Raw genomic sequence first — 22,143 nt, 5'->3', positions numbered from 1 at the left:
CACGGCCTCTCAGGCGTAGAGCGTCCCCGTATTGATGATCGGCTGGGCCTCGGACTCGGAGACGAGGGCGACGAGCAGGTTGTTGACCATGGCCGCCTTCCGCTCCTCGTCGAGCTTGACGACCCCCTGGGCCTCGAGGCTGCGCAGGGCCATCTCGACCATGCCCACGGCGCCGTCGACGATCTTGGCCCGGGCGGCGATGATGGCCTCGGCCTGCTGGCGCCGGAGCATGGCCTGGGCGATCTCTGGAGCGTAGGCCAGGTGCGACAGCCGGGCCTCGACGACGTGGATGCCGGCCGCGTCGAGGCGGTTCTGGACGTGGTCCTTGAGCTTGGACGCGATCTCGTCGGGGTTGGCCCGCAGGGACTCGGTGTCCTTGTCATGGGCGTCGTACGGATAATGCGTGGCCAGCTGGCGGATGGCCGTCTCGCTCTGGATGGCCACGAAGTTCTGGTAGCTCTCGACGTTGAACAGGGCCTTGGCCGAATCGACGACGCGCCAGACGACGACCGCGGCGATCTCGATCGGGTTGCCGAGGGCGTCATTGACTTTGATCGTCTCGCTGTTGAAGTTGAAGATGCGCAGGGTCACCTTCTTCTTGACCACGAAGGGATTGGTCCAGAAGAAGCCCGCGGTCCTGGCGCTGCCGACGTACTTGCCGAGGAAGGTGAAGACCTTGGACTCGTTCGGCTGGATCAGGAAGAATCCCCCGAAGGTCAGGAACACGAGGATGCAGCCCAGCACGGACCCGATCAGCACGGGTGTCGGCCCGGGCCGGGCGGCGTCGGCGACGGCCGGGACGAGCTGCAGGACGCAGATAAGGCCGACGACGAGGTCGATGCCGACCATGACCCAGCCGTTGAGGGCGAAAACGTTCTTTTCCTGGATATCGTTCATGAGGACCTCCTTGGTTAGTATCACTATAATATCATTACGATATTACTGTCAAGGGGGTTATCCGTTCCTGTCGGGACTGGGGCCTCCGGCCGGGGCAAGGCAGGGACTCCCGGGCTTCGCTCCCGGCCGCTAGGCGAAGAAGTCGCCGGGGACGGCCCGCAGCCTGACGATGTCCCTGACCCGGCCGGCGACGTCGAAACCCTTGACGCAGACGGCCGAGCAGGACGCGCAGGAGCCGCAGGGATCGCCGTCGATCTCGAGCGAGCTGACGAGGTCGTGGGCCGCCTCGAGGTTACGGTAGCCGTAGGCGTACATGTAGCCCCGCATCAGGTCGGGGATCGGCAGGGACTTCGGGCAGCCGGGGACGCAGTGCCCGCACTGCTGGCAATAGAGGCCCGCCCCCGCCACCGGCTCTCCCAGCCGGAGGTCCTTGAGCTCCTCGGGCGTGAGGCGGATGTCGGAGACGACCGACCAGTCCTCTTTGAGCTGATCGAACGTCGTGAAGCCCGGGACGGCCGTGGTGACGTTGGGATCGTTGAGGACCCACTTGAGGGCCGCTTTCATGTTGATCTTCTGCGTCTTGGCCTTGTCCCAATAGACGCCGGCCTGGGTCTTCATGGCGATGACGCCCAATCCGGCCGCGGCCGCCTCGGCCACGGCCCGGCGCAGGTCCTCGCGGTAATCCATCATGAAGTTGTAGCCGGTCAGGATGACATCGTAGGCCTTCGCGGCGATCGTGCAGCGGATGACGGCCGGTTCGTTGCCGTGGGTGGTGATGCCGACGAACCGGGCCTTGCCCGACTTCTTGGCCTTCTCGAAGGCGGCGATGACGCCCTCGTCCTGGACGTGCTCCGCGGCCGTGTTGTTGTGGAGGTACAGGATGTCGACGTGATCGAGGCCGAGGCGCCCGAGGCAGACGTCGAGCTTGGCCAGGAAGGGCTTTTCGAAGGCCTCGCCCTTCAGGCCCACGAGGGCCTTGTCCCTGAACGGGCCGTGGATCTTGGTCGCGACCAGGTAAGAGTCCCGGGGCCGGCCCTTGACGACCTCGCCGATCATCTGTTCGTTCCGGCCGCGCTGGTAGCCCCAGGCGGTGTCGAGGAGCGTGATCCCCGTCTCCAGGGCGGCCTGGACGACGGCGGGATTGTCGGCGTTCATGACGCCCATGCTGACGATGGGCATCTTGAGCCCGGTCTTGCCCAGGGTCCGGACGATGGGCTTGCCGGCAGCCGTCCCGGCGGCGGCCTGGCCCGCGACGGGCGCCCCGAACGCGGCGGCCCGGACTGCGCCGGGCACGGCCCCGGCGGCCGCCAATCCGGTCAGCCCCTTCTTTATGAAGCTCCTTCTTCCGAATCCCCTGTTCTCGTCCGTCATCGATTCCTCCGGCCGGCCTCGGCGATACGTTCCCGCTGGCGCGGGCGTCCATTGTACCGGAGGCCGGCCGAATGTCAAAGGAAGGCCCGGGCCGCCGTGGTTTGACATTTCACGCCCCGGGACTATACTTCGTTGCGGCCATGAGACGAACATTCGCGCTTCCCTTCGCGGCCCTGCTGGCCGTCGCCTTCCTGGCCGTCCCCGGCCGTCCGTCCGGGGCCCAGGTCGGCGCTCCCGTCCCGGAATTCCCGATGCGGACGTACTTCACCGTCCGCTCGGCCGCGCCCGACGCCTCGATCCCGGACGCGATCCGCGAGGAATTCGAGAAGGACGACGGCGGCCCGCTCAAGTCGGTCGCCCTCGACCTCAACGGCGACGGCCAGGCCGAGAAGGTCGTGCTCTGCGGCGTCCCGGCCCAATCCGGGGGCTACCAATGGCTCGTCTTCGATCCGGTCACCGAGACGGGCCACGGCATCATCATCGGCGCCGTCATCTTCGTCGGCCGCGAGACCGACGCCGGCTACGCCCGGCTGGAAACCTACTGGAAACAGGGCGGCGACATGTCCATCGTCTCGCGCTACGCCTTCGCCAAGGGGCGCTACGGGCGGACCGGGACCCGGGCCCTGACCCAGTGGGAGGCCAGCGAGTATTTCCGGACCAAGGGACGGCTCGATCCCGACCGGGAGCTGGTGGAGATCGAGATCAAGCAGCCGACCCGGAGCCGGCCCGACCCCTCCCCCGCGCCCTGAGACAAACCCGGCCCGCGGAACGTCCTCTCTCATGACGCGACATGAAGGGAGGTCCCATGAAAAGCAAGCTTAGTCCCGAGGAATTTGTCAAGCTGGCCGTCGGCCGCCTGCGCCTCGAGAACTACAAGGGCATCCACTCGGTCTACAGCGGCTTCAACGACGCCTTCAAGAGCTACTACGACGGCGCCAACCCGGTCGAGGCCACGGACGAGCTGGCCCGGCTGGGCAAGATCGTTCTCCGGCCGGTCAAGGGCGGGGTCATGCTCTACCTGCCCGGCGAAGGGCCGGAGATGAGCCGCGGCGACATGGCCCTCAAAAAGATGCGGCTGCTCTAAAAGCCCTGATCGCGGACGCGCGCCGGCGCTCCCCGGGATCCCGCTTAAGGTCCATATCGCCCCCGACATCCGCGAGGGCGACGGCCCGGCGGGCTATATCCCGGACGGGGCGGCGGCGGCCTGGGCCGGCTTCTCCTCCATGTATTGGATGTAGAGGTCCGTCAGGTCCTCGTGGGCCAGCTCCTTGGCCGTCTTCAGCATGACCAGCTTGCCCTTGCGCATGAAGCCGATCCGGTCGGCTATGAGCTTGGCCCGGAAGATGTCGTGGGTCGACATGAAAACGGACTTGCCCTTGTCGCGCATCTGGACGAGGATCTCCAGGAACTCGCGGCCCGACTGCGGATCGAGGCCCGAGGTCGGCTCGTCGAGCAGGACGTTGGGGGCGTCCTTGACCACGGCGATGGCGATGCCGAGCTTCTGGCGCATGCCCTTGGAGAAGTTCTTGACCCGGCGGTCGAAGGCCTCCATCTGGAGGCCGACCCGGTCGAGGACCGCGGCGTAATCCTTCTTGGTCAGGCCACGTTTTCCGGCCAGCTTGCTGAAGTAGTCGAGGTTCTGGATGGCCGTGAAATTGCCGTAGAGCATGACGTTCTCGGAGACGAACGAGACATGGCGCTTGGCCTGGAGCGGGTCCTTGGCCACGTCGACGCCCTCGATCAGGGCCGTGCCCGACGTCGGCGGGATGAAGCCGAGCAGGAGGTTGATGGTCGTCGTCTTGCCGGCGCCGTTGGCCCCGAACATGCAGAAGATCTCGCCCGGCTCGACCTTGAAGGTCAGGCCGTCGAGGGCCAGCTCGCCGTCCTCGTAACGCTTGGTCAGATTGATGGCTTCGAGCATGGGGATCTCCTTAGCGGACGTCGTAGTGCAGGAACGACACGTACGCCCCGACGAAGAAGGCGATGATCAGGACGATGAGCAGGGCGAAGTCGGGGATGGCCCGGACGAGCGACCGGCTCAACCACTCCTCCTGATAGACATGCTGGGGCATGTCGTCGAGGCTGATCTTGGCCTGCTCGCCCGTCTGGAAGTTGAGGCTCTGGCCGAGCTTGGAGTTGATCCACTTGGTGTAGATCGGCTTGTAAGCCCGGAGCGAGGCCAGAAAGCGGTCGTACTCGTCGACGCCGGTCCGGGCCAGGGTCATCGAGCCGAAGGTCAGGGCCGAGGCCGGCGAGATCCGGGACAGGTTGACGGCCAGGTCCTGCTGGACCTTCTTCTTCTGCTGGTAGTCGCGCTCGAGGGCGGCGTTGTTCTGGTCGATCTTCGTCGTCAGCTCCTGCTGATAGTCCTGGATAAACTGCCTGAACTTCTCCTGCCAGGCCTTGGGGTCCTTGGCCGCCTCGGCCTGGTTCTTGGTCACCCAATCCCGGGCGCCCTTCTGGCCCTCGACCTGGATCTGCTGGAGGAAGGCGTCCTTCTTGGCCGTGATCTCGTGGACCGAGGGGATGGGCCGGACCTGGGCGGCCGTGATGACCGCGGCCTTGGGGATGACCATGACGATGACCACCCAGGCGAAGAGCAGGACCAGGAAGCTCGTCGACGAGCGCGAGGTCCGGGCCGAGACGAACAGGCCCAGGCTGAAGAAGACCGAGAGGTAGAGGAAGAACATCAGGAAGATGAGCAGCAGCCGGGCCCAGTCCTGCCCGCCGAGAGAGATGTCGGGCATGATGATAAGGAAGAGCAAGCTGAGCAGGAGCGGGATGAGCAGCGGCAGCAGCAGGCTGATGTAGCCGCCGATGGCCTTGCCCAGGATGAGCCGGTCGCGCGGCAGGTCGTTCGACAGGGCCAGCTTGAGCGTCCCCTTCTCCTTCTCGCCGACGATGGCGTCGTAGGTGAAGAGGATGGCGAAGAGGCTGAGGACGATCTTGACGATGAACATCAGGTCGAGGGCGCCGAAGACGGCGAAGACCGGGTTGCTGCTGTACTTCGAATCGACGAGGTTGGGGTCGGAGGCGATGTTGACCGGCGCGACCCGCCCGACGGCCTCCTCGATGCCGATCACGACGGTCCCGAGCACTTGCGGCGGCTTGCTGATCTTGACCCCCAGCCCGGCCAGCGAGTTGTAGTTCGGCTGGGCCTCCATGTTCTTCTTGTTGAGGGCCAGCGAGGCCGCGTACTCTTTCTTCTCGGCCCGGTAGTTCGTCGTCCCCGTGTAGACCGAGAGCAGGATGAGGATGGTGCAAAGAAGGAAGGTGAAGACGAACTTGGGGCTGGTGATGTTGTCGAGGATCTCTTTCCGGATGATGTCGCGGAGCATGCCGACCTCCTTGGCTCGAAAGGGTGGATGCGCGGGACCCGCACGCGAGTCCCCCCGGTATTATACGACAAACGGCCCGGCCGGTTCAGGCCCTCCGGGACCTGGCCGGCCGGAATGCTCTCGCGATCCAGAGCCCGGGCCGGCCGTTCGGTCTTCCGGGCCGGAACGCCGCAGACGAGCGCGACGTCGGAAATATTTTTCGGCGACGGGGAGAAAAGGCCGTTTCCGATGTCTTTATCATCAGGAGAGGCCGATGTTGGGAGAGGGCAAACCCGTCTTTTCGCGAAAGCGTCCCGATTTCGGTCCGATCGAATACAACACGATCGTCTACGGTCAATACCCGACGCTGAAGAAGATCACGGACGGCTTCGGGAGGGTTGTCACCTTCATTTCGAGCGGCGGGCGCTTCCCAAACAAGCCAGGCAACCTCGCTCACCACAGCTTCCCAGGAGGCCGCCGGATCGGCCGCGGCGATGGCGACGATGTCCACCCCCCGGACGGGAAGTTTCTATATCTACACCTTTGACGGCCGCCTCTTGGCGGAATACGATATCTACGGAAACTGCCTCAGGGACTACATCTACATGGGCAGCCGTCTCGTAGCGGAATTCGTCCCGGCCACATCCCAATATTACTATTTATTACGCCCAGGACCAGATCGGCTCGACCCGTGTCGTGACGGACGATGCGGGGACGGTCGTCTATGCCGAAGCCCACGATCCGTACGGCGGGATCCAGAAGACCTGGGTGAACACGTTCGACCCGAAGCGCAAGTTCTCGGACAAGGAGCGGGACGAAGAAACGGGGCTGGACTATTTCGGAGCGAGGTATTATTCCGCTCCCGGATGGGCAGACGGTCATGCAAGTGGAAGTTATAGATGGCTTTCATTAGATCCGGTTCTTGATAGAAGCAAAGCTATCGCCAACTCCCAACTGTGGAATTTTTATACATATTCTGGGAACAATCCCATTTCCAATATGGACCCCGATGGCAGAGCGGTCATTAGCTTCACGCTGAAAATTACGTTCGCCTCCTCCCGGGACAATTATGCGTGGACAGGTAAGCTAAGTAGAGATGGAGCCTTAATCGGCAATTTTTATGCCAAAGGCAAGCCAAAGCAAAATAGTGATGGGACTTGGAGCGTCACGGTCGCCATATCCGTCTCGGCAGAAGTTTTAATTCCCCAGGCCAATGATCCCGTATACGGATTTCAAAGCACGGATCCTAAAAATGTCGACGAAGTGATCAACCATGAGATTGGTTGCCATTTGACCGATCTTGTGAGGACATTCAAGCGAGTTGTCGCGGCGTCAGAAAAATTAGAACAGATGAGATTTGGTTCGGAAAACGAAGCAACAAGTGCTGCGGGTAGGTTTAACAAGGATAGGAACGAGGAAATATGCTTGAAAATCGCGGGTTTCATTTGGGATAAAGTCCTTCCAAAGGGGCTTCACTATCCGAATGAAATCTGGTAGGAATCCGTTCGGGGCCAGCAAATAATGGCGGGCTATTAATGGGGATAAGAATAATGGCCGCAGAAGCAGAAGGGACCGCCTTGGGCAAGCCTTGGGGAGAAATGGGCCGTTTTGTCTGGAGTGACCTATGAAAAAGTGCAGAATAGTTATCGTATGCGCCATTATTTTTCTTGGAATCGCCTTAATCTTCATGCCATATCGAGAATACGATATGGATTCCAGCGGACGGCCTATCGGGGATCACACAAGGTGGAAATTGCCTCAATCGGGACTCACCAGAACGCGTGACACCGGGGCCTTGAACATAAAGATCCACGAATATGATTATCCTGTCCGTCATGACATTCTAGCCATTGAGATTCTCGGCATCTTTGCCGGATCATTTGCGTTGTGCTCCGTGTTTAGGAAAAAGGATAGGAAGAATTAGAGGGGATCCTACCATTCGCACCTGTGGCATATCCATGGTATCTCTTGCATCAGATAGCCTAGTTCACATTCGTTATAGCGACACCCACAAGGGCGTCGGCAGCCGGCTCGTCGCCGAATACGTCCCGGCCACCCTTCTTGACCCGAAGGCGCAACGGTTCGAAATCCCGATCGTCGAAGAATTCCGCCGTTGAGAGCTGCATCCGCGGCCGGCTCGGGCCCGTCGCGGACTGCGCCTCCGGCGGTTGGGCGGCATATCCGCTATCGTGCCGGAAGAGAATGACGGCTCGGATCCAGGAAGACCCCGAAGCTCGCCGGCGGCAGGATGGGTAAAACCGCCCCCCGAGCCCTCAGGATGCGCAACCGGACCCTGTCGGTATCGACGGCCGGAAAGCGCAGGAGCTTCTTGTAGCCGACCGTCGTTCCCCGGGCGATCTCCTTCCAATCCTTCCCGTCCCAGGCGTCCAGGGCGAAGGACTCGACGCGCTGTCCGTAACGGATGTCCTCCCCGATCATAGCGATGTTGAAGAGCTTGGGCCCGCCCAGGTCGTAGATCCAGGCGGCGTTATGCCGATCTTCAGGCTGTCCCGCTTCCCCGGGGGGATGGTCACCGTTGTGAACGGCCCCGCTCCTCCCGGGCCGCTGCAATGCCGTCGAGCTCCCGGCCGCCGTCACCCGGGCCCCCGCCGCCAGGTTCCCGGCGAAGGTCGCCCCGAGCCGGTCCCCGAGCTCCTTGAGCCGGCGGACGTCGTTCTCGTGGATTCGGCCGCGCTTGTCCGGCGGGATGTTGAGGAGAAGCTGGGCGTTCCCGCCGACCGAGGTGTAATAGATGTCGAGCAGCTGGTCGAGCGGCTTGACCTGGTCGTCCTCCGCGGCGTGATAGAACCAGCCCGGGCGGATGGAGACGTCGACCTGGCCCGGATACCAGATCAGCCGCCCGCCCTGCCTCGCCACTTCGGCGATCCGGTCGATGGAGCCGAGGTCCTGGGCCTGGGCGTCCAGGCTAATGAAGCCGCCGGGATCCTTCCCGTCGGGCCCGTCGCCGGAGCCGGCGACCGGGATGACGCTCCATTCGCTCGGCCGGGTCACGCCGGCCTCGTTCCCGATCCAGCGGGCGTCCGGCCCGACGATCGAGATCGCGGCCTTCGGCTGGAGCTCGCGGACGAGGGCGAAATAGCCCGGCCAGTCGTAGACCTGACGCTTGCCGTTCGGCCCCTCGCCGCAGGCCCCGTCGAACCAGACCTCGGAGATCTCGCCGTAGTCCGTCAGGAGCTCCCGGAGCTGGTCCTTGAAATGCTGGTTGTACTTGGGCGAGTCGCCGTAGCTCGGCTCGTGGCGGTCCCAGGGCGAAAGATAAACCCCGAAAGCCAATCCGCCTTTCCGGCACGCGGCCGCGGCCTCGCCGACGACGTCGCCCTTCCCCTGTTTCCAGGGCGAATTCCTGACCGAGTGTTCGGTGTAGCGGCTCGGCCACAGGCAGAAGCCGTCGTGGTGCTTGGCCGTGATGACGAGCCCGCGGATGCCGGCCGCCTTTACCGCCTCGACCCACTGCTCGGCACTGAGATCGGCCGGGTTGAAGAGCCTCGGATCTTCCGTCCCCTCGCCCCACTCCCGGTCGGTGAAGGTGTTCATGCCAAAGTGGACGAAGGCCTGGAACTCGAGCGCCTGCCAGCGGATCTGCCGTTCCGAGGGCACCACCCGGGCCGCCTTGGCCTCGAGCCCGGCGATGGTATCGGCCGGCCCGATGGCGACGGGCCCGGGCGCCGGACGTCCGGGCCGATGACACGCGGCCAGGGAGACCAGGCCAATAGCCAGCGCGGCGGGAATGAGGGCCAGGCCGGAAGCTTTCTTCTTCATGCGCTCTCCACCGTCCGATGAGATCGACGATCGCCGCCGGACACTATATCAGGAAGAGGGACGAGGATAAAACGGAGGCCGGTCTTCAGTCGCCGGCAAGCCCCGCGGCGTTTGACAACGCGGCGACCGTGATTTATGCTCCTTCGCGAATCATGAGGCCCCCCGGCGCCGCCAAGCCAAGGAGAACGCGATGGACCCCGTCATCACTCTGAACGCCGTCGACTACGCCATCATCGCCGGCTACGTCCTGGTCATGGTCCTGGTCGGCTACTCGCTCAAGAAATACATGAAGACCGGCGAGGATTTCTTCCTCTCCGGCCGGTCGCTGCCCGGCTGGATCACCAGCCTGGCCTTCATCTCGGCCAACCTCGGCGCCCTCGAGATCATCGGCATGGTGGCCAACTCGGCCAAGTACGGCATCTCGACGGTCCACTTCTACTGGATCGGGGCCATCCCGGCCATGGTTTTTCTGGGCATCTTCATGATGCCCTTCTATTACGGCAGCCGGGTCCGAACCGTGCCGGAATACCTCAAGCTCCGCTACAACGAGGCCACCCGCGGCCTCAACGCCATCTCCTTCGCCATCATGACCATCCTGATGAGCGGCATCAGCCTTTACGCCATGGCCCTGCTCTTCAAGACGATGCTCAACTGGCCGTTCAGCACGTCGGTCATCTTCGCCGCCGCGATCGTCCTCGTCTACGTCTTCTGGGGCGGCCTGTCCTCCTCGATCTACAACGAGGTCATCCAGTTCTTCCTCATCTGGCTCGGCCTGCTGCCGGTCGTCCTGCTCGGCCTCAAGCAGGTCGGCGGCGTCGCCGGGCTCGCGGCCAAGCTCCAGGGGCCTCTCCTCCATTCCGTCAAGTACCTGGGCACGAGCAACAATCCGCTCGGGGTCGACTGGTTCGGCGTGGTCATGGGCCTGGGCTTCGTCCTGTCCTTCGGCTACTGGACGACGGACTTCCTGGTCATCCAGCGGGCCCTGGCCTCGAAGAACCTCAACGCGGCCCGGCTGACCCCGGTCATGGCCGCCTTCCCGAAGATGCTCGTGCCCATCATCGTCGTCATCCCCGGCCTGGTCGCCCTGATCGTCCTGCCCGAGATCGGCCAGGCCGCGGCGGGCACGGCCGATTACAACTCGGCCCTGATCCTGCTGATGAAGCATTACCTGCCGAACGGCGTCCTCGGGCTGGCCATCACCGCCCTGCTGGCCAGCTTCATGTCCGGCATGGCCGGCAACGTCACCGCCTTCAACACCATCTGGACCTACGACATCTACGGCAGCTACATCCGGAAAGGCCGCCCGGACGCCCATTACGTCAAGGTCGGAAAGTGGGCCACGGTCGTCGGGATCCTCATCTCGATCGGCACGGCCTACATCGCCCTCGGCTTCAAGAACCTCATGGACTACATGCAGCTCATCTTCTCGTTCTTCAACGCCCCCCTCTTCGCCACCTTCCTCCTGGGCATGTTCTGGAAAGGGGCCACGGCCTGGGGCGGCTTCTGGGGCCTGCTCACGGGCATCCTGACGGCGGCCGGGCACTACATCCTTTACAAGGCCGGCATCCTGAGCTATCACAGCGACATGGCGGCCAACTTCTACCAGGCCTGGTGGGCCTGGCTGGCCGACTTCGGCGTCACGATCGCGGTCAGCCTGTTCACGGTCAAGAGGGACCCCAAGGAGCTCGCCGGCCTGGTCTTCGGCCTGACGCCGAAGCCCAAGACCGAGGCCCGCTGGTACGCCCGGCCGGCCGTCTGGGGGACCGTGGCCATTTTGCTGGCCGTCCTCCTCAACATCCTCTTCTGGTGACGGACGCCGCGTCCCGCAGGAGTCAACCATGAACGACACGAACGAAACCAAAGATACCGGGACGGGCATGAGCCAAGGCCACTTCCTCGACCTCAAGCTCCCGATCGGCTGGCTGCTCAGCGCCTACGGCGTCCTGCTGACGGTTTACGGCCTGCTTTCGGACAAAGCCATGTACGCGATCTCGCTCGGCATCAACCTCAACCTGGTCTGGGGGATCCTGATGCTGGCGGTCGGCTGCGGCTTCCTCCTGACCGCCTTCGTCAAGCGGAACGGCAAGAAGAAGGCCTGAGCGCCAGGGCCGCTAGTCGCGGTTCTCGCGCAGGCGGATGTAGATGGCCGCGCCGCCGGCCTCGTCGGCCCGCGACCGGACCTCGAAGAGGTTCTCCTGGCTCTTGATGAGCTGGGACAGCTGCTTGAAGCCGTAGGTCCTGGGATCGAAGCCGGGATCGAGCTGGCGCAGATAGAAGCCGATCTCGCCGAGGTTGGCCCAGCCGTCCTCGTGGACAGCCATGTCTAGGGCGCCCTTGAGCAGGGGGACCGGGTCGAACTTGCCGCTCCCCTCGGCGCGCTCTTCGGGCTCTTCGCGCTCCTCCTTCGGCTCCTTCGGCTCCTTCGCTTCCTTCGCTTCCTTGGCTTCCTTGGCCCCGCCCTTGCGGCCGGACCCGCCGCGGTCGCGGCGCCGCGGCTCCCGCTCGCTCCGCTTCGGGACGAGGTTTTCGGTGTAGATGAAGATGTTGCAGCCGTTGACGAAGGCCTTGGGCGTCGAGCGCTTGCCGACGCCCATGACGAAGAAGCCCATCTCCCGGACGCGGGTGGCCAGGCGGGTGTAGTCGCTGTCGCTCGAGACGAGGCAGAAGCCGTCGACGAGGTGGCCGTGGAGGATGTCCATGGCGTCGATGATCATGGCGCTGTCGGTGGCGTTCTTGCCGATGGTGTAGCGGAACTGCTGGATCGGCTGGATGGCGTTGTCGTTGAGGGCGCTCTTCCAGCCGGACATATTCACGGTCGTCCAGTCGCCGTAGATGCGGCGGATGGTCACCAGGCCGTATTTGCCGGCCTCGGCCAGGATCTGGCCGATGAGCGAGGGCTGGGCGTTGTCGCCGTCGATGAGCAGGGCGACCTTTCTCGTTTTCTCTTCGATGAACGGCTCGGCCATATAGGGTATTCCTTTCGTTTCTGGACAATCCCCGCCTTATATTATCCTAATTGGCGCGTGGCTTCAACTTGGTCAATCCCGGATGCGGTTCGGGGACGTTCTCGTTTTCAGGCCTCTTCGAGCGCCTTCCAGCCCAGGGCGTCGGCCAGCTCGAAGACCGGCTTCCGGAGGTCGCCGTAGACGGTCACCCGGTGCCAGCCCCACTGGTCCCACTCGGCGAAGAGCTTCTCGATGTCGCCGACGGGCTCGGCGACCAGCTTGGTCCGGCAGGCCCGGTCGTCCGGCGAGTTGCCGACGGCCTTGGCCTGGTGGAAGAGGACGAGCTTCCGCTCCGGCGAGACCTCGATCGTGGTGGTCATATAGCCCGCGGGCAGGATCGAGCGGACCGCGGCGCCCTGGCGGTCCTCGGAGTGGGTCAGGATCTCGAACGGGTTGGCCGGGCCGCCCGGGCCGAAAGGCCGGTTCGAGGCGACGCAATGGGCGTAGATGATCTCCCGCCGGGACGTGTCGATGACCGGGTCGGAGATGTAGCCGGGCCGGCCGTTCGTCAGGGCGTTCACGGTCAGCATGGCCGCCGCCGAGCGGACGTCGCACTCGCAGCCGCCGACGAGCCCTTCGTTGTTGAGCTCGTGGAAGCCGAGGCAGGGATAGGCGTGGATGTGGCCGCCGTAGAACCCGCCCAGGCAGTTGATCGTGATGGCGTTGGCGCCGTATTCCTTGAGGACGGCCTTCTGGCCGAGATACATGGCCGCCGAGGTGACGAGGGTTTCGGGGCTGACCCCCTCGACCTTGGCCGCAGTCCTTGCCCAGCGGCCGGCGACGGTCCTGGCCTCGTCCTTGTCGGCCGCGGCCCAGGCCTCGTTGACCTTGGCGAAGGGCACGTCGACGACGTCGATGCCCATCCCCTCCTTGACGGCCGGGGCGATGCCGGGCCAGCCGCCGCCGACGGCCAGGATCCTCGATTCCTTCATCTTCCTCAGGCAGTCGGCCGGGGCCAGGACGGCGACGTCGTCGGCCGTCACGGTGAGATCGCCCGGGGCCGGGGTCGCCGCGCGCCGGGCCGCGGCGACAAGCCCGCCGAAATCGTTCGCCGCGCCGCTTCTCTTCACCTGGACGAACGCGCGGCAGGCCGCGACGAGATCCTCGGGCCTCGACGAAGCGACGAAGCCGAGGTTGGGGGTCTTCTTGCGCAGAAATTCGGCCGTGTAGACCAGGAAGCCGCCGCTCCCGCCGTACGGAAAATCGACGTAGAGCGTGGGCTTGCCGGACGCGGCGATCGTCTGGACAACCCGGTTCCAGCAATTGAGTTGGACGACGATGTAGCCATCCATGGGCGCGGCGGCGTCGCCGGCCAGGATCTTCCTGGCCTCCTCCTCTCCCTTGGCCATGGCCGTCAGGAGCTCCCACCCCGGGAAAGCCTGGCGCAGGGCCGCCGTGGTCCGGTCCATGACCGGCCGGAAGTCGAAGCCGACATTGGGCCAGTCGGGCCCGGGCTGGACGACGGCGTGGAGGGCATAGACGACGCGGATCTTCAGCTTCTCCGCCCTGGAGCAGGCCTGGAACAGGCCGGCCGGCGCCAGCACGCCCAGGGTCCCGGCCGTGGCTGCCGTGGTCAGAAAGCGGCGACGGCTCAAGGCGCAGCCGGAACATCCTGACGGGATCTTTCGCTTGTTCATCTGACCTCCCGGTTTCGTCTGGCGATATGAGGGCGCGGGCGCCCGGACGATGCTAATTCAGGGCCGAAGGGGATGTCAACGGGAGAATTGACCGGGCCGGCGAAAAGCCGTTATAGTGCCCGTATGGACACGCTGACAAGGCGGAGATTCCTCGGAGGGTCTTTGGCCGCGGCCGCGGCCGCCGCGTCCCGGCCAGCGGCGGCGGCCGCCGCGCCGGGCGACTTCGGGCCGGCCCAGGCCGGGGATTTCGCGCTCGGCCTGGCCTCCTACACCTTCCGGGAGTTCGATCTCGACGCGACGCTGGCCCAGTCCCGCCGGGCCGGCCTCACCCGCCTGACCCTGAAGGACATGCACCTGCCGCTCGAGAGCCCGCCCGAGGCCATCCGGGCGACGGTCGACAAGGTCCGGGCCCAGGGATTCGTCCCCTACGGCTGCGGCGTCATCTACATGACGACCGAAGCCGAGGTCGACCGGGCCTTCGCCTACGCCAGGGCCGGCGGCTTCGAGATCATGATCGGCGTCCCCGAGCACGGCCTGCTCGACCGGGCCGAGCGGCGGGCCCGCGAAACGGGCATCCGGCTGGCCATCCATAACCATGGGCCGGGCGATCTCCGCTACCCGACGCCGCGGTCGATCCTGGAACGGATCGGCGGCCGCGACCCTCGGATCGGGGTCTGTTTTGACGTCGGCCATTGCGCCCGGGCAGGCCTTGATCCGGCGGCGGAGGCCGCCCGTCTGGGTCCGCTGATCCTCGACGTTCACATGAAGGACGTCTCCGCGGCGACGGCCGAGGGCGTCACGGTCGAGGTGGGCCGGGGCGTCATCGACGTCCCCCGCCTGCTCGGCGCCCTGGGGCGGATCGGCTACCGGGGCACGCTCGCTTTCGAGCACGAGAAGGACGGCCGGGACCCCCTCCCCGGCCTGGCGGAATCCGTCGGCTACGTCCGTGGGGCGCTGGCGGCCATGGCCGGAGGTTCGAACAGAAGATCCTGATCCCGAGGAGGCGATCCGTGATGGAAACACCCGGTCGAGCGACAGCCCCTGCCACGGCAAAAGAGCGGCTGGCCAGCCTGGACGCCTTCCGCGGTTTCGACATCCTGACGATGATCTTCGTCAACTATATCGCCGGGATGAAGGCCATCCCCTTCATCCTTCGCCACGCCAAAGCCGATCAGAACGTCTTCACGCTGACCGATGTCGTCTTCCCCGGCTTCCTCTTCATCGTCGGGGTCTCCATCCCCCTGGCCCTGACGAAACGGCGGGCCGAGGGCCGGTCCGGCCCGGCCCTGATCGGCCACGTGCTCGTCCGGACCCTGGCCCTGCTCTTCCTGGGCGTCATCCTCGTCAACGAGGACCGCTTCTCGGCGGCGGCGACGGGCCTGAGCCGGGACCTCTGGTACTTCCTGGCCACGCTGGCCGTCTTCGCGCTCTGGACCGTCGTCCCGAAAAGCGCGACGGCGAGGACGAGGCGCCCCCTCCTCGGCCTCAAGATCGCCGCCGCGATCGTTCTTCTCGTCCTCGTCATCGTCTTCCGGGGCCAGGGCGCCGAGGGCCGGGTGACCGCGCTCCAGACCTCGTGGTGGGGCATCCTGGGCATGATCGGCTGGTGCTACCTGGCCGCGAGCCTGCTTTTTCTGGCCTGCCGCGGCGACCGGACTGTCCTGGCCGGGGCCATCGGATTGATGACGGCCCTTTACATCGGGGCCCGGCACGGCGCCCTCGACTTCCTCGGCCCGGTCGCGGAGTTCCTCAACATCGGCAGCCTGTTCGGCTCCCACGCGGCCATCGTCACGTCGGGGATGCTGGCAGGGACGGTCTTCCTGCCGGGGAACGATGTCGGGACGCCGGCCCGGCGGACCCGCTTCCTGGGTCTCCTCGGCGGAGCGCTCGTCCTGGCCGGGTTCATCCTCCGGCCGCTGCACGGCTTCAGCAAGATCTGGGGCACGGAATCCTATTGCCTGGCCACGGCCGGCCTCTGCTGCCTTCTCTTCCTGCTTTTTTATTTGGGCCTCGACGTCCTCAAGGGCCGGAAAGCGGCCCGGTTCCTCGTCCCGGCAGGCCGGAACCCTCTCCTGGCCTACCTTCTGCCCGGGCTCATCGGGAACGCGGCCGGCCTCCTTGGGACGCTCCTTCACGCCGACATCGACGGCCTGCTCTGGCCGCTGGCGGGGACGGGCGGCCTCCCCGGCATGATCAACGCGGCGGTCATGACCGGGCTCGTCCTCCTGCTGACGGCCCTGCTGACCCGGGCCGGGCTCGTCCTGAAGCTCTGACCGGCTCCTGCCTGCCATCCTCCCTTCGGAAGGCGAAACCTTATCCTGGCCAGCACACACCGGCGGCGGGCCGCTTTTCCGGCGCCGCGCCGGGTGGTAGAATGAAAGAAACAGCAGGTCGGGAGGAAGCGATGAAAAAACGCGTCCTGGCGGCAGTCGTTCCTTTGGCCTTCGGCCTCGCGGCCCTCGCCGCCGCGGCCATCGCGGCGGCCAAGCCCAAGCTCGATCCCGAAAGCCGGACGTTCTACGAGACCGCCCGCCTGATCATGACCAGGGAAGAGTCCAGGATCTGGGCGCGGCTGCCTGACGCCGTGAGCCGCCGGGAGTTCATCGCCGACTTCTGGCTCAAGCGCGATCCCGATCCCGGCACGCCGGAGAACGAGTTCCGCAGGGAGTTCGAGGCCCGCGTCGCCTATGTCAACAAGCGGTTCAACAAGGAAGGCGGCCCCGGCTACAACACCGACCGCGGCCGCGTCTATCTCTTCATGGGCCCGCCGGACAAGGTCGAGGAGTACAACCCGGACTACACCACCTCCGTCCACGGCTTCACCGACATCTGGGTCTACTACGGCCGCCAGCTGGCCGTGGTCTTCGCCGACGAGAAAGGCGACGGCAGGTTCCGCATCGTGGAGACCGAAGGCGATTTCTTCGGGGCCATGGACCTCATGAAGCTCGGCCGCCGCGTCGGGCCCGACGACGTCTTCGCCAGCCCGTTCGTCAAGTTCGAGACGGTCTACGATCCCGCAGCCCGGGAGATCGTGGTCCGGCTCCCGGCCAAGGGCCTGATCTTCCGGGAGAACGATGACGGCCTCCAGGAGATCGGCCTCCGCTTCCTCGTCTACATCTACGCCGACGAAGGCGCGGACAAGCGGAGCTTCGCCGACGCCCGGAAGGCCGCGATGACGGGCGCCGAGCTCGACGCCCGCAAGACCGTCGAGTTCCGTTTCGCCCAGCCCCTGAAGCCCGGCACGCACTTTGTCGACGTGATCGTCATGGGCCAGGGCGAGCGCGGCGGAAAGATCCGGCAGATCTTCGAGATCAAGGTCGCAGCCGGGGCGGCGGGGGCGGCGGCCGCGGATTGACATCCCCCCGAAGCTCCGATACTATTGGCGACTCGGGTACAAGACAACCGTCATGAAACTGCACCTGTTCCCCAAGGACCACAAGTTCTTCGACCTCTTCCGGGAAGACGCCGCCAATCTGCGGGAGGGCGCCCGGGCCCTGCAGGACCTCGTCGACCATTACGAGGACGTCGAGGGCAAGTACCAGCGCCTCAAGGCTATCGAGCACCAGGGCGACAACCTCACCCACGAGCTCTTCGCCCGGCTGCGCGACACCTTCGTCACGCCGCTCGAGCGGGAGGACATCCACGGCCTGTCCAGCGGCCTGGACGACGTCCTCGACTGCATCGAGGGCGTGGCCAGCCGGATGTGGACCTACAAGCTGGGCCGGCCGACGCCCGAGATCAAGAAGCTCGTCGACATCATCGTCCAGGCCGTCGACCAGATCTTCGAGGCCGTCGACCACCTCAAATCGCTGGCCCATGTCCACGCCTTCTGCAAGCAGATCAACATCCTCGAGTACGAGGCCGACGTCATCTGCCGGGAGGCCATCTCCGATCTCTTCGCCAAGGCCGAGACGCCCGCCGAGATCAAGGATCTCATCATGCTCAAGGAGATCTACTCCCGGCTCGAGATCGCCGCCGACCGCTGCGAGGACGTGGCCAACGTCATCGAAGAGATCATCGTCAAGTCCACCTGAGCCTCATGCCCAGCGCCGGTTTCTTGTTCGTCGTCTTCATCATCCTGGTCGCGTTGGCCTTCGACTTCACCAACGGCATGCACGACGCGGCCAACTCCATCGCCACGGTCGTCTCGACCCGGGTCCTGACGCCGCGCCAGGCCGTCCTCTGGGCCGCCTTCTTCAACTTCGCCGCCTTCCTCATCTTCGGCACCAGGGTCGCCCACACGATCGGCGCGGGCATGATCGACATCTCGGTCGTGACGCCGCCGGTCATCTTCGCCGCCCTGCTCGGGGCCATCGGCTGGAACCTCTTCACCTGGTACATGGGCCTGCCGACGAGCTCCTCCCACGCCCTCATCGGCGGCTACGCCGGGGCGGCCATCGTCAAGGCCGGCCCGAAGGTCATCATCGCCTCGGGCTGGGTCAAGACGGTCCTGTTCATCTTCATCGCCCCCCTGATGGGCCTGCTCCTCGGCGTCCTCTTCATCACCATCACGACCTGGGTCGTCCGCCGCAAGAACCCGGCCCGCATCAACAAGGCCGCCCGCAAGCTCCAGCTCCTGTCGGCGGCCCTCTACAGCCTCGGCCACGGCGGCAACGACGCCCAGAAGACCATGGGCATCATCGCCAGCCTGATCTTCGCCGCCGGCTGGACAAGATCCTTCCACATCCCGCTCTGGGTCGTCCTCTCGGCCCAGGCGGCGATCGCTCTCGGCACCCTGTCCGGCGGCTGGCGCATCGTCAAGACCATGGGCCAGAAGATCACCAAGCTCAGGCCGATCGACGGCTTCTGCGCCGAGACGGCCAGCGCCATCAGCATCTTCTTCGCGACGCACGCCGGCGTCCCGGTCAGCACGACCCACGTTATCACCGGGGCCATCTCGGGGGTCGGGGCGGCCAAGCGGCTGACGGCCGTCCGCTGGGGCGTGACCCTGAGGATCGTCTGGGCCTGGCTCTTCACCATCCCCGGCGCCGCCCTGGTCGGCGGCGTCTTCTTCTTCCTCATCAACCTCGTCGACAAGTTCATCCTCTAGGAGAGGGTCCGGCCGTGCGAAAAGTGATCCGCCTCGTCGCGTTCCTCGCCGCCGGCCTGGCCGCCCTGGGAACGGCCGGCCTGGACGCGGCCGCGGTCCGGGCCCGCGATATCCTCCCGGCCGAGGGGCTCGCGGCTTCTAGCGTCGCCGTCCTGCGCGGACCGAAAGACCTCGACGCCCACTATTACCTCGCCGACGAGGCCGTGCTCGGGCTCGGCCGGAAGACCGACGCGGTCTTCGCCCGCTACGGGACCGGGGAGGGGGAAGCGCTCCTGCTCGTCGCCGTCTATCCGTCGGCGGCCGAAGCCGGCCGGATCTACGGGCGGTTCGGGCGTGATTTTTTCTCCGGGGCGTTCGACGGCGCCTCACCCCGGTTCGTCGAAAGGATCGAGACGGGCGACTGGACCGGGGCCGCCCGGCGGGGCCGGGTCCTGATCGTCGTCCTGGAGGCGCCGGACCGGGCCGCCTGCGACGGCCTGCTCCGCGGCGCCGAGGGCAGGGCCGCGGCCGCCGGGGCGCGCTGAGCCGGGCCGCATGGCCCGGCCGGCCTCACTTCTCCTTGGGCCCGGGCTTGGGCCCGGCCAGGGTCCCGTCGTTGCAGGGCTCGTCTTCGTCGTAGTTCCGGGCCATCTCCGGATTCGGCGCCAAGGTGCAGACCGGCAGGGGACCCATCTCCTTCCGGCAGCACAGCGGCACGGGCTTCCCCGTACAGACGGTGACCTGCTTTCCGCAGACCGCGCAGGCATAGACCACGCTGGACATGACTATCCTCCCCTTCTTCTACCTCGTTCCCTTCCATTTTATCACCCCGCCGAAGCCGTCTCAAGCGGCCGGCAGGGGGGACGACACGCCCGGGCGGGAGCGGCCCGGCGGGTTGGCGGTTGACAGGCGTTCCGCTATTCTTGTAGTGTCATGAAGAGCGTTTCCGCGATGGACCTCAAGAAAGATCTCGTTCTCGGCAACTATCGCCTGGTCGAGGAGCTCGGCACGGGCGGCATGGGCGTCGTCTGGAAGGCCCGCGACCTCAAGCTCGACCGCGATGTCGCCCTCAAGCTCCTGCCCGAGGGCACGGCGGGCGATCCCGAGCGGCGGGCCTTCTTCGAGCGCGAGGCCAAGGCCGTCGCCGCCCTGAGCCATCCCAACATCGTCACCGTCTACGCCGTCGGCGAGGCCGAGGGAACGACGTTCTTCACCATGGAGCTGGTCGACGGGCAGCCGCTTTCGAAGCTGATCGAGCCGGGCGGCGTCGATCTCGACCGCTTCCTCGGGCTGGCCCTGCCGCTCGCGGGCGCCGTGGCCGCCGCCCACGCCCGGGGCATCATCCACCGCGACCTCAAGCCGCAGAACATCATGATCGACGCCGCGGGCACGCCCAAGATCCTCGATTTCGGCCTGGCCCGAATCCTGTCCCCGCTGCCCCGGGCCCTCGGCCCCGACGAGCCGTCCACGGCCACGCTGGACTCCGATTTCGCCGGGACGATCGCTTACATGTCGCCCGAGCAGCTGCGGAGCAAGCCGCTCGACCACCGCACGGACATCTTCTCGCTCGGCGTCATCCTCTTCGAGTGGGCGACGGGCCGCCAGCCCTTCGCCGGCAAGTCGGGGCCGGAGCGGATCGCCGCCGTCCTCAAGGACGAGCCTCTTTCGGCCGCCGAGCTCAACCCCCGGCTTCCCCGCGAGATCGACCGCATCCTCGGCTTCTGCCTCGAGAAGGACCCCCTCCTGCGGCTGGCCTCGGCCAAGGACCTGAGGGCCGCGCTCGAGGCGCTCCGGGCCGCCGGCGCCGGCCCGCGCCCGCCCGAGCTTCCATCCATCGCCGTCCTGCCGTTCGCCGACATGAGCCGCGAGAAGGACCAGGCTTATTTCTGCGACGGCATCGCCGAGGAGATCATCAACGCCCTCTGCCGGGTGCAGGGCCTGCGGGTCGCCTCCCGCACCGGCTCGTTCCAGTTCAAGGACTCGTCGGCCGGCCTGCGCGAGATCGGCCTGGCCCTCCGGGTCGACAACATCCTCGAAGGCAGCGTCCGCAAGTCCGGGAACCGGCTGCGCATCACGGTCCAGCTGATCGAGGCCGCCCGCGGCTTCCACCTCTGGTCGGAATCCTTCGACCGCGATCTCCACGACGTGTTCGCCATCCAGCAGGAGATCGCCCGCGCCGTGGTCCGGTCGCTCCGGGTCACCCTCAGCCCGCAGGAGAAGGGGGCCCTGGCCGAGGTCCCGACGAGCCACGTCCAGGCCTATGACTATTACCTGCGCGGCCGCAGCTTCTACTATCGCTACGGCCGCCATGACATCGAATTCGCCCTGCAGCTCTTCTCGCGGGCGACCGATCTCGACCCCGAATACGCCATGGCCTGCGCCGGGCAGGCCGACTGCTGGTCATATATCTATCTTTATGCCGAGCGGAAGGACGCCGTCCGCCTCCAGGCCGAGGCGGCCGGCCGGAGGGCCGTCGAGCTGGCCCCCGAATGCGCCCAGGCCCAGGCTTCCCTCGGCGCGGCTCTCTCGCTCGGCCCCGCCAAGGAGGAGGCGCAGGCCGCCTTCGAGAAAGCCATCCGGCTCGACCCGACGCTCTACGAGGCCTGGTACTTCTACGCCCGGCAGGCCTTCGCCAGCGGCGACCTGCCCAAGGCCCGCACGCTCTATGAGGAGGCCATGCGCGTCCGGCCCGGGGATTTCTACGCGCCCCTCCTCGTCGCCCAGGTCTACCAGGAGCTGGGCCGCCCCGAGGACGCCAGGGCCGCCCGCGAGCGCGGCGTGGCCCTGGTCGAGAAGCACATCGACCTCCACCCCGACGACGCGAGGGCCCTGTACATGGGCGCCAACGGCCTCGTCGCCCTGGGCGAAAAGGACAAGGGACTGGAGTGGGCCCGGCGGGCCCGCCGCATCGATCCCGACGACCCCATGCTGCTCTACAACCTCGGCTGCATCCACGCCCTGGCCGGCGACGTCGAGGAGGCCATCGATTGCCTGGAGCGGGCCGCGGCCGGCGGGCTGCTCCAGAAGGGCTGGTACGAACACGACGGCGACCTCGACTCCCTGCGCTGCCACCCCAGGTTCAAGGCCCTGCTCGAGAGGATGTGAAC

22 protein-coding genes are annotated in these 22,143 nt (G+C 65.9%); 14 read left to right on the top strand and 8 right to left on the bottom strand.

What is annotated here, in order from left to right:
* Positions 1-9: 9 nt before the first annotated feature.
* Together ABFD52_02705 and ABFD52_02700 are read right to left on the bottom strand one after the other, a co-directional pair.
* Entirely contained in the window at positions 10-897 is an 888-nt protein-coding gene (locus ABFD52_02705) for an SPFH domain-containing protein (GenBank protein ID MEN6559673.1), read from the bottom strand.
* A gap of 129 nt (positions 898-1,026) precedes the next feature.
* Entirely contained in the window at positions 1,027-2,268 is a 1,242-nt protein-coding gene (locus ABFD52_02700) for an aldo/keto reductase (protein ID MEN6559672.1), read from the bottom strand.
* 140 nt (positions 2,269-2,408) lie between these two features.
* Between ABFD52_02700 and ABFD52_02695 the strand changes: the two genes are divergently transcribed.
* Both ABFD52_02695 and ABFD52_02690 read left to right on the top strand, forming a co-directional pair.
* On the top strand, positions 2,409-3,017 hold the full coding sequence (locus tag ABFD52_02695; protein MEN6559671.1) for a hypothetical protein: 609 nt from the start codon (positions 2,409-2,411) through the stop codon (positions 3,015-3,017).
* Between the two features lie 56 nt (positions 3,018-3,073).
* On the top strand, positions 3,074-3,352 hold the full coding sequence (locus ABFD52_02690; protein MEN6559670.1) for a hypothetical protein: 279 nt from the start codon (positions 3,074-3,076) through the stop codon (positions 3,350-3,352).
* A 93-nt stretch (positions 3,353-3,445) separates the two neighbouring features.
* On the opposite strand, the gene ABFD52_02685 is transcribed toward ABFD52_02690, so the two are convergent.
* Both ABFD52_02685 and ABFD52_02680 read right to left on the bottom strand, forming a co-directional pair.
* Positions 3,446-4,189 (bottom strand): ABC transporter ATP-binding protein, encoded by a 744-nt coding sequence (locus tag ABFD52_02685; protein MEN6559669.1) that lies wholly within the window; start codon positions 4,187-4,189, stop codon positions 3,446-3,448.
* A 10-nt stretch (positions 4,190-4,199) separates the two neighbouring features.
* Positions 4,200-5,606 (bottom strand): ABC transporter permease subunit, encoded by a 1,407-nt coding sequence (locus ABFD52_02680; GenBank protein ID MEN6559668.1) that lies wholly within the window; start codon positions 5,604-5,606, stop codon positions 4,200-4,202.
* Positions 5,607-5,859: 253 nt separating this feature from the next.
* Between ABFD52_02680 and ABFD52_02675 the strand changes: the two genes are divergently transcribed.
* The 3 genes from ABFD52_02675 to ABFD52_02665 all read left to right on the top strand — a co-directional run bounded on the left by ABFD52_02675 (position 5,860) and on the right by ABFD52_02665 (position 7,509).
* Entirely contained in the window at positions 5,860-6,132 is a 273-nt protein-coding gene (locus tag ABFD52_02675) for a hypothetical protein (GenBank protein MEN6559667.1), read from the top strand.
* Positions 6,133-6,281: 149 nt separating this feature from the next.
* Positions 6,282-7,082, top strand: a complete 801-nt coding sequence (locus ABFD52_02670) for an RHS repeat-associated core domain-containing protein (GenBank protein ID MEN6559666.1) — start codon at positions 6,282-6,284, stop codon at positions 7,080-7,082.
* Positions 7,083-7,209: 127 nt separating this feature from the next.
* Positions 7,210-7,509, top strand: coding sequence for a hypothetical protein (locus ABFD52_02665; GenBank protein ID MEN6559665.1), 300 nt, complete (start codon positions 7,210-7,212; stop codon positions 7,507-7,509).
* A 260-nt stretch (positions 7,510-7,769) separates the two neighbouring features.
* Here ABFD52_02665 and ABFD52_02660 read toward each other — a convergent pair whose 3' ends face one another.
* Complete coding sequence (locus ABFD52_02660; GenBank protein ID MEN6559664.1) at positions 7,770-9,365, bottom strand: alpha-L-fucosidase; 1,596 nt, start codon at positions 9,363-9,365, stop codon at positions 7,770-7,772.
* A 190-nt stretch (positions 9,366-9,555) separates the two neighbouring features.
* Between ABFD52_02660 and ABFD52_02655 the strand changes: the two genes are divergently transcribed.
* Together ABFD52_02655 and ABFD52_02650 are read left to right on the top strand one after the other, a co-directional pair.
* Positions 9,556-11,175, top strand: a complete 1,620-nt coding sequence (locus ABFD52_02655; GenBank protein MEN6559663.1) for a sodium:solute symporter family protein — start codon at positions 9,556-9,558, stop codon at positions 11,173-11,175.
* A gap of 28 nt (positions 11,176-11,203) precedes the next feature.
* The gene (locus ABFD52_02650; GenBank protein MEN6559662.1) at positions 11,204-11,464 is read left to right on the top strand and encodes a hypothetical protein; all 261 of its coding nucleotides are present in this window, start codon (positions 11,204-11,206) and stop codon (positions 11,462-11,464) included.
* Positions 11,465-11,476: 12 nt separating this feature from the next.
* On the opposite strand, the gene ABFD52_02645 is transcribed toward ABFD52_02650, so the two are convergent.
* Both ABFD52_02645 and ABFD52_02640 read right to left on the bottom strand, forming a co-directional pair.
* Entirely contained in the window at positions 11,477-12,331 is an 855-nt protein-coding gene (locus ABFD52_02645; GenBank protein MEN6559661.1) for an NYN domain-containing protein, read from the bottom strand.
* Positions 12,332-12,438: 107 nt separating this feature from the next.
* Positions 12,439-14,007 (bottom strand): hypothetical protein, encoded by a 1,569-nt coding sequence (locus ABFD52_02640; protein MEN6559660.1) that lies wholly within the window; start codon positions 14,005-14,007, stop codon positions 12,439-12,441.
* Positions 14,008-14,169: 162 nt separating this feature from the next.
* Here ABFD52_02640 and ABFD52_02635 point away from each other — a divergent pair, with 162 nt between their 5' ends.
* The 6 genes from ABFD52_02635 to ABFD52_02610 all read left to right on the top strand — a co-directional run bounded on the left by ABFD52_02635 (position 14,170) and on the right by ABFD52_02610 (position 19,581).
* Entirely contained in the window at positions 14,170-15,000 is an 831-nt protein-coding gene (locus ABFD52_02635) for a sugar phosphate isomerase/epimerase (protein ID MEN6559659.1), read from the top strand.
* Between the two features lie 20 nt (positions 15,001-15,020).
* On the top strand, positions 15,021-16,280 hold the full coding sequence (locus ABFD52_02630) for a DUF5009 domain-containing protein (protein MEN6559658.1): 1,260 nt from the start codon (positions 15,021-15,023) through the stop codon (positions 16,278-16,280).
* Between the two features lie 131 nt (positions 16,281-16,411).
* Positions 16,412-17,362: a GWxTD domain-containing protein gene (locus ABFD52_02625; protein ID MEN6559657.1), complete on the top strand. Its 951-nt coding sequence runs from the start codon at positions 16,412-16,414 to the stop codon at positions 17,360-17,362.
* Between the two features lie 52 nt (positions 17,363-17,414).
* Positions 17,415-18,041 (top strand): DUF47 family protein, encoded by a 627-nt coding sequence (locus tag ABFD52_02620; protein MEN6559656.1) that lies wholly within the window; start codon positions 17,415-17,417, stop codon positions 18,039-18,041.
* Between the two features lie 5 nt (positions 18,042-18,046).
* Positions 18,047-19,057 (top strand): inorganic phosphate transporter, encoded by a 1,011-nt coding sequence (locus tag ABFD52_02615; protein ID MEN6559655.1) that lies wholly within the window; start codon positions 18,047-18,049, stop codon positions 19,055-19,057.
* Between the two features lie 14 nt (positions 19,058-19,071).
* On the top strand, positions 19,072-19,581 hold the full coding sequence (locus tag ABFD52_02610; protein ID MEN6559654.1) for a hypothetical protein: 510 nt from the start codon (positions 19,072-19,074) through the stop codon (positions 19,579-19,581).
* A 25-nt stretch (positions 19,582-19,606) separates the two neighbouring features.
* Here ABFD52_02610 and ABFD52_02605 read toward each other — a convergent pair whose 3' ends face one another.
* Positions 19,607-19,819 carry a hypothetical protein gene (locus ABFD52_02605; protein MEN6559653.1) on the bottom strand — a complete coding sequence of 71 codons (213 nt, stop codon included), beginning with the start codon at positions 19,817-19,819 and terminating at the stop codon, positions 19,607-19,609.
* 168 nt (positions 19,820-19,987) lie between these two features.
* Between ABFD52_02605 and ABFD52_02600 the strand changes: the two genes are divergently transcribed.
* Positions 19,988-22,141 (top strand): protein kinase, encoded by a 2,154-nt coding sequence (locus tag ABFD52_02600; protein ID MEN6559652.1) that lies wholly within the window; start codon positions 19,988-19,990, stop codon positions 22,139-22,141.
* The last annotated feature ends 2 nt before the right edge of the window (positions 22,142-22,143 follow it).

The sequence above is a fragment of the Acidobacteriota bacterium genome, from assembly GCA_039683095.1.
GTDB lineage: Bacteria > Acidobacteriota > Aminicenantia > Aminicenantales > Saccharicenantaceae > RBG-16-66-30.
Note: the sequence above shows the minus strand (reverse complement) of the source record. Positions and strands in the feature narration are given on the sequence as shown.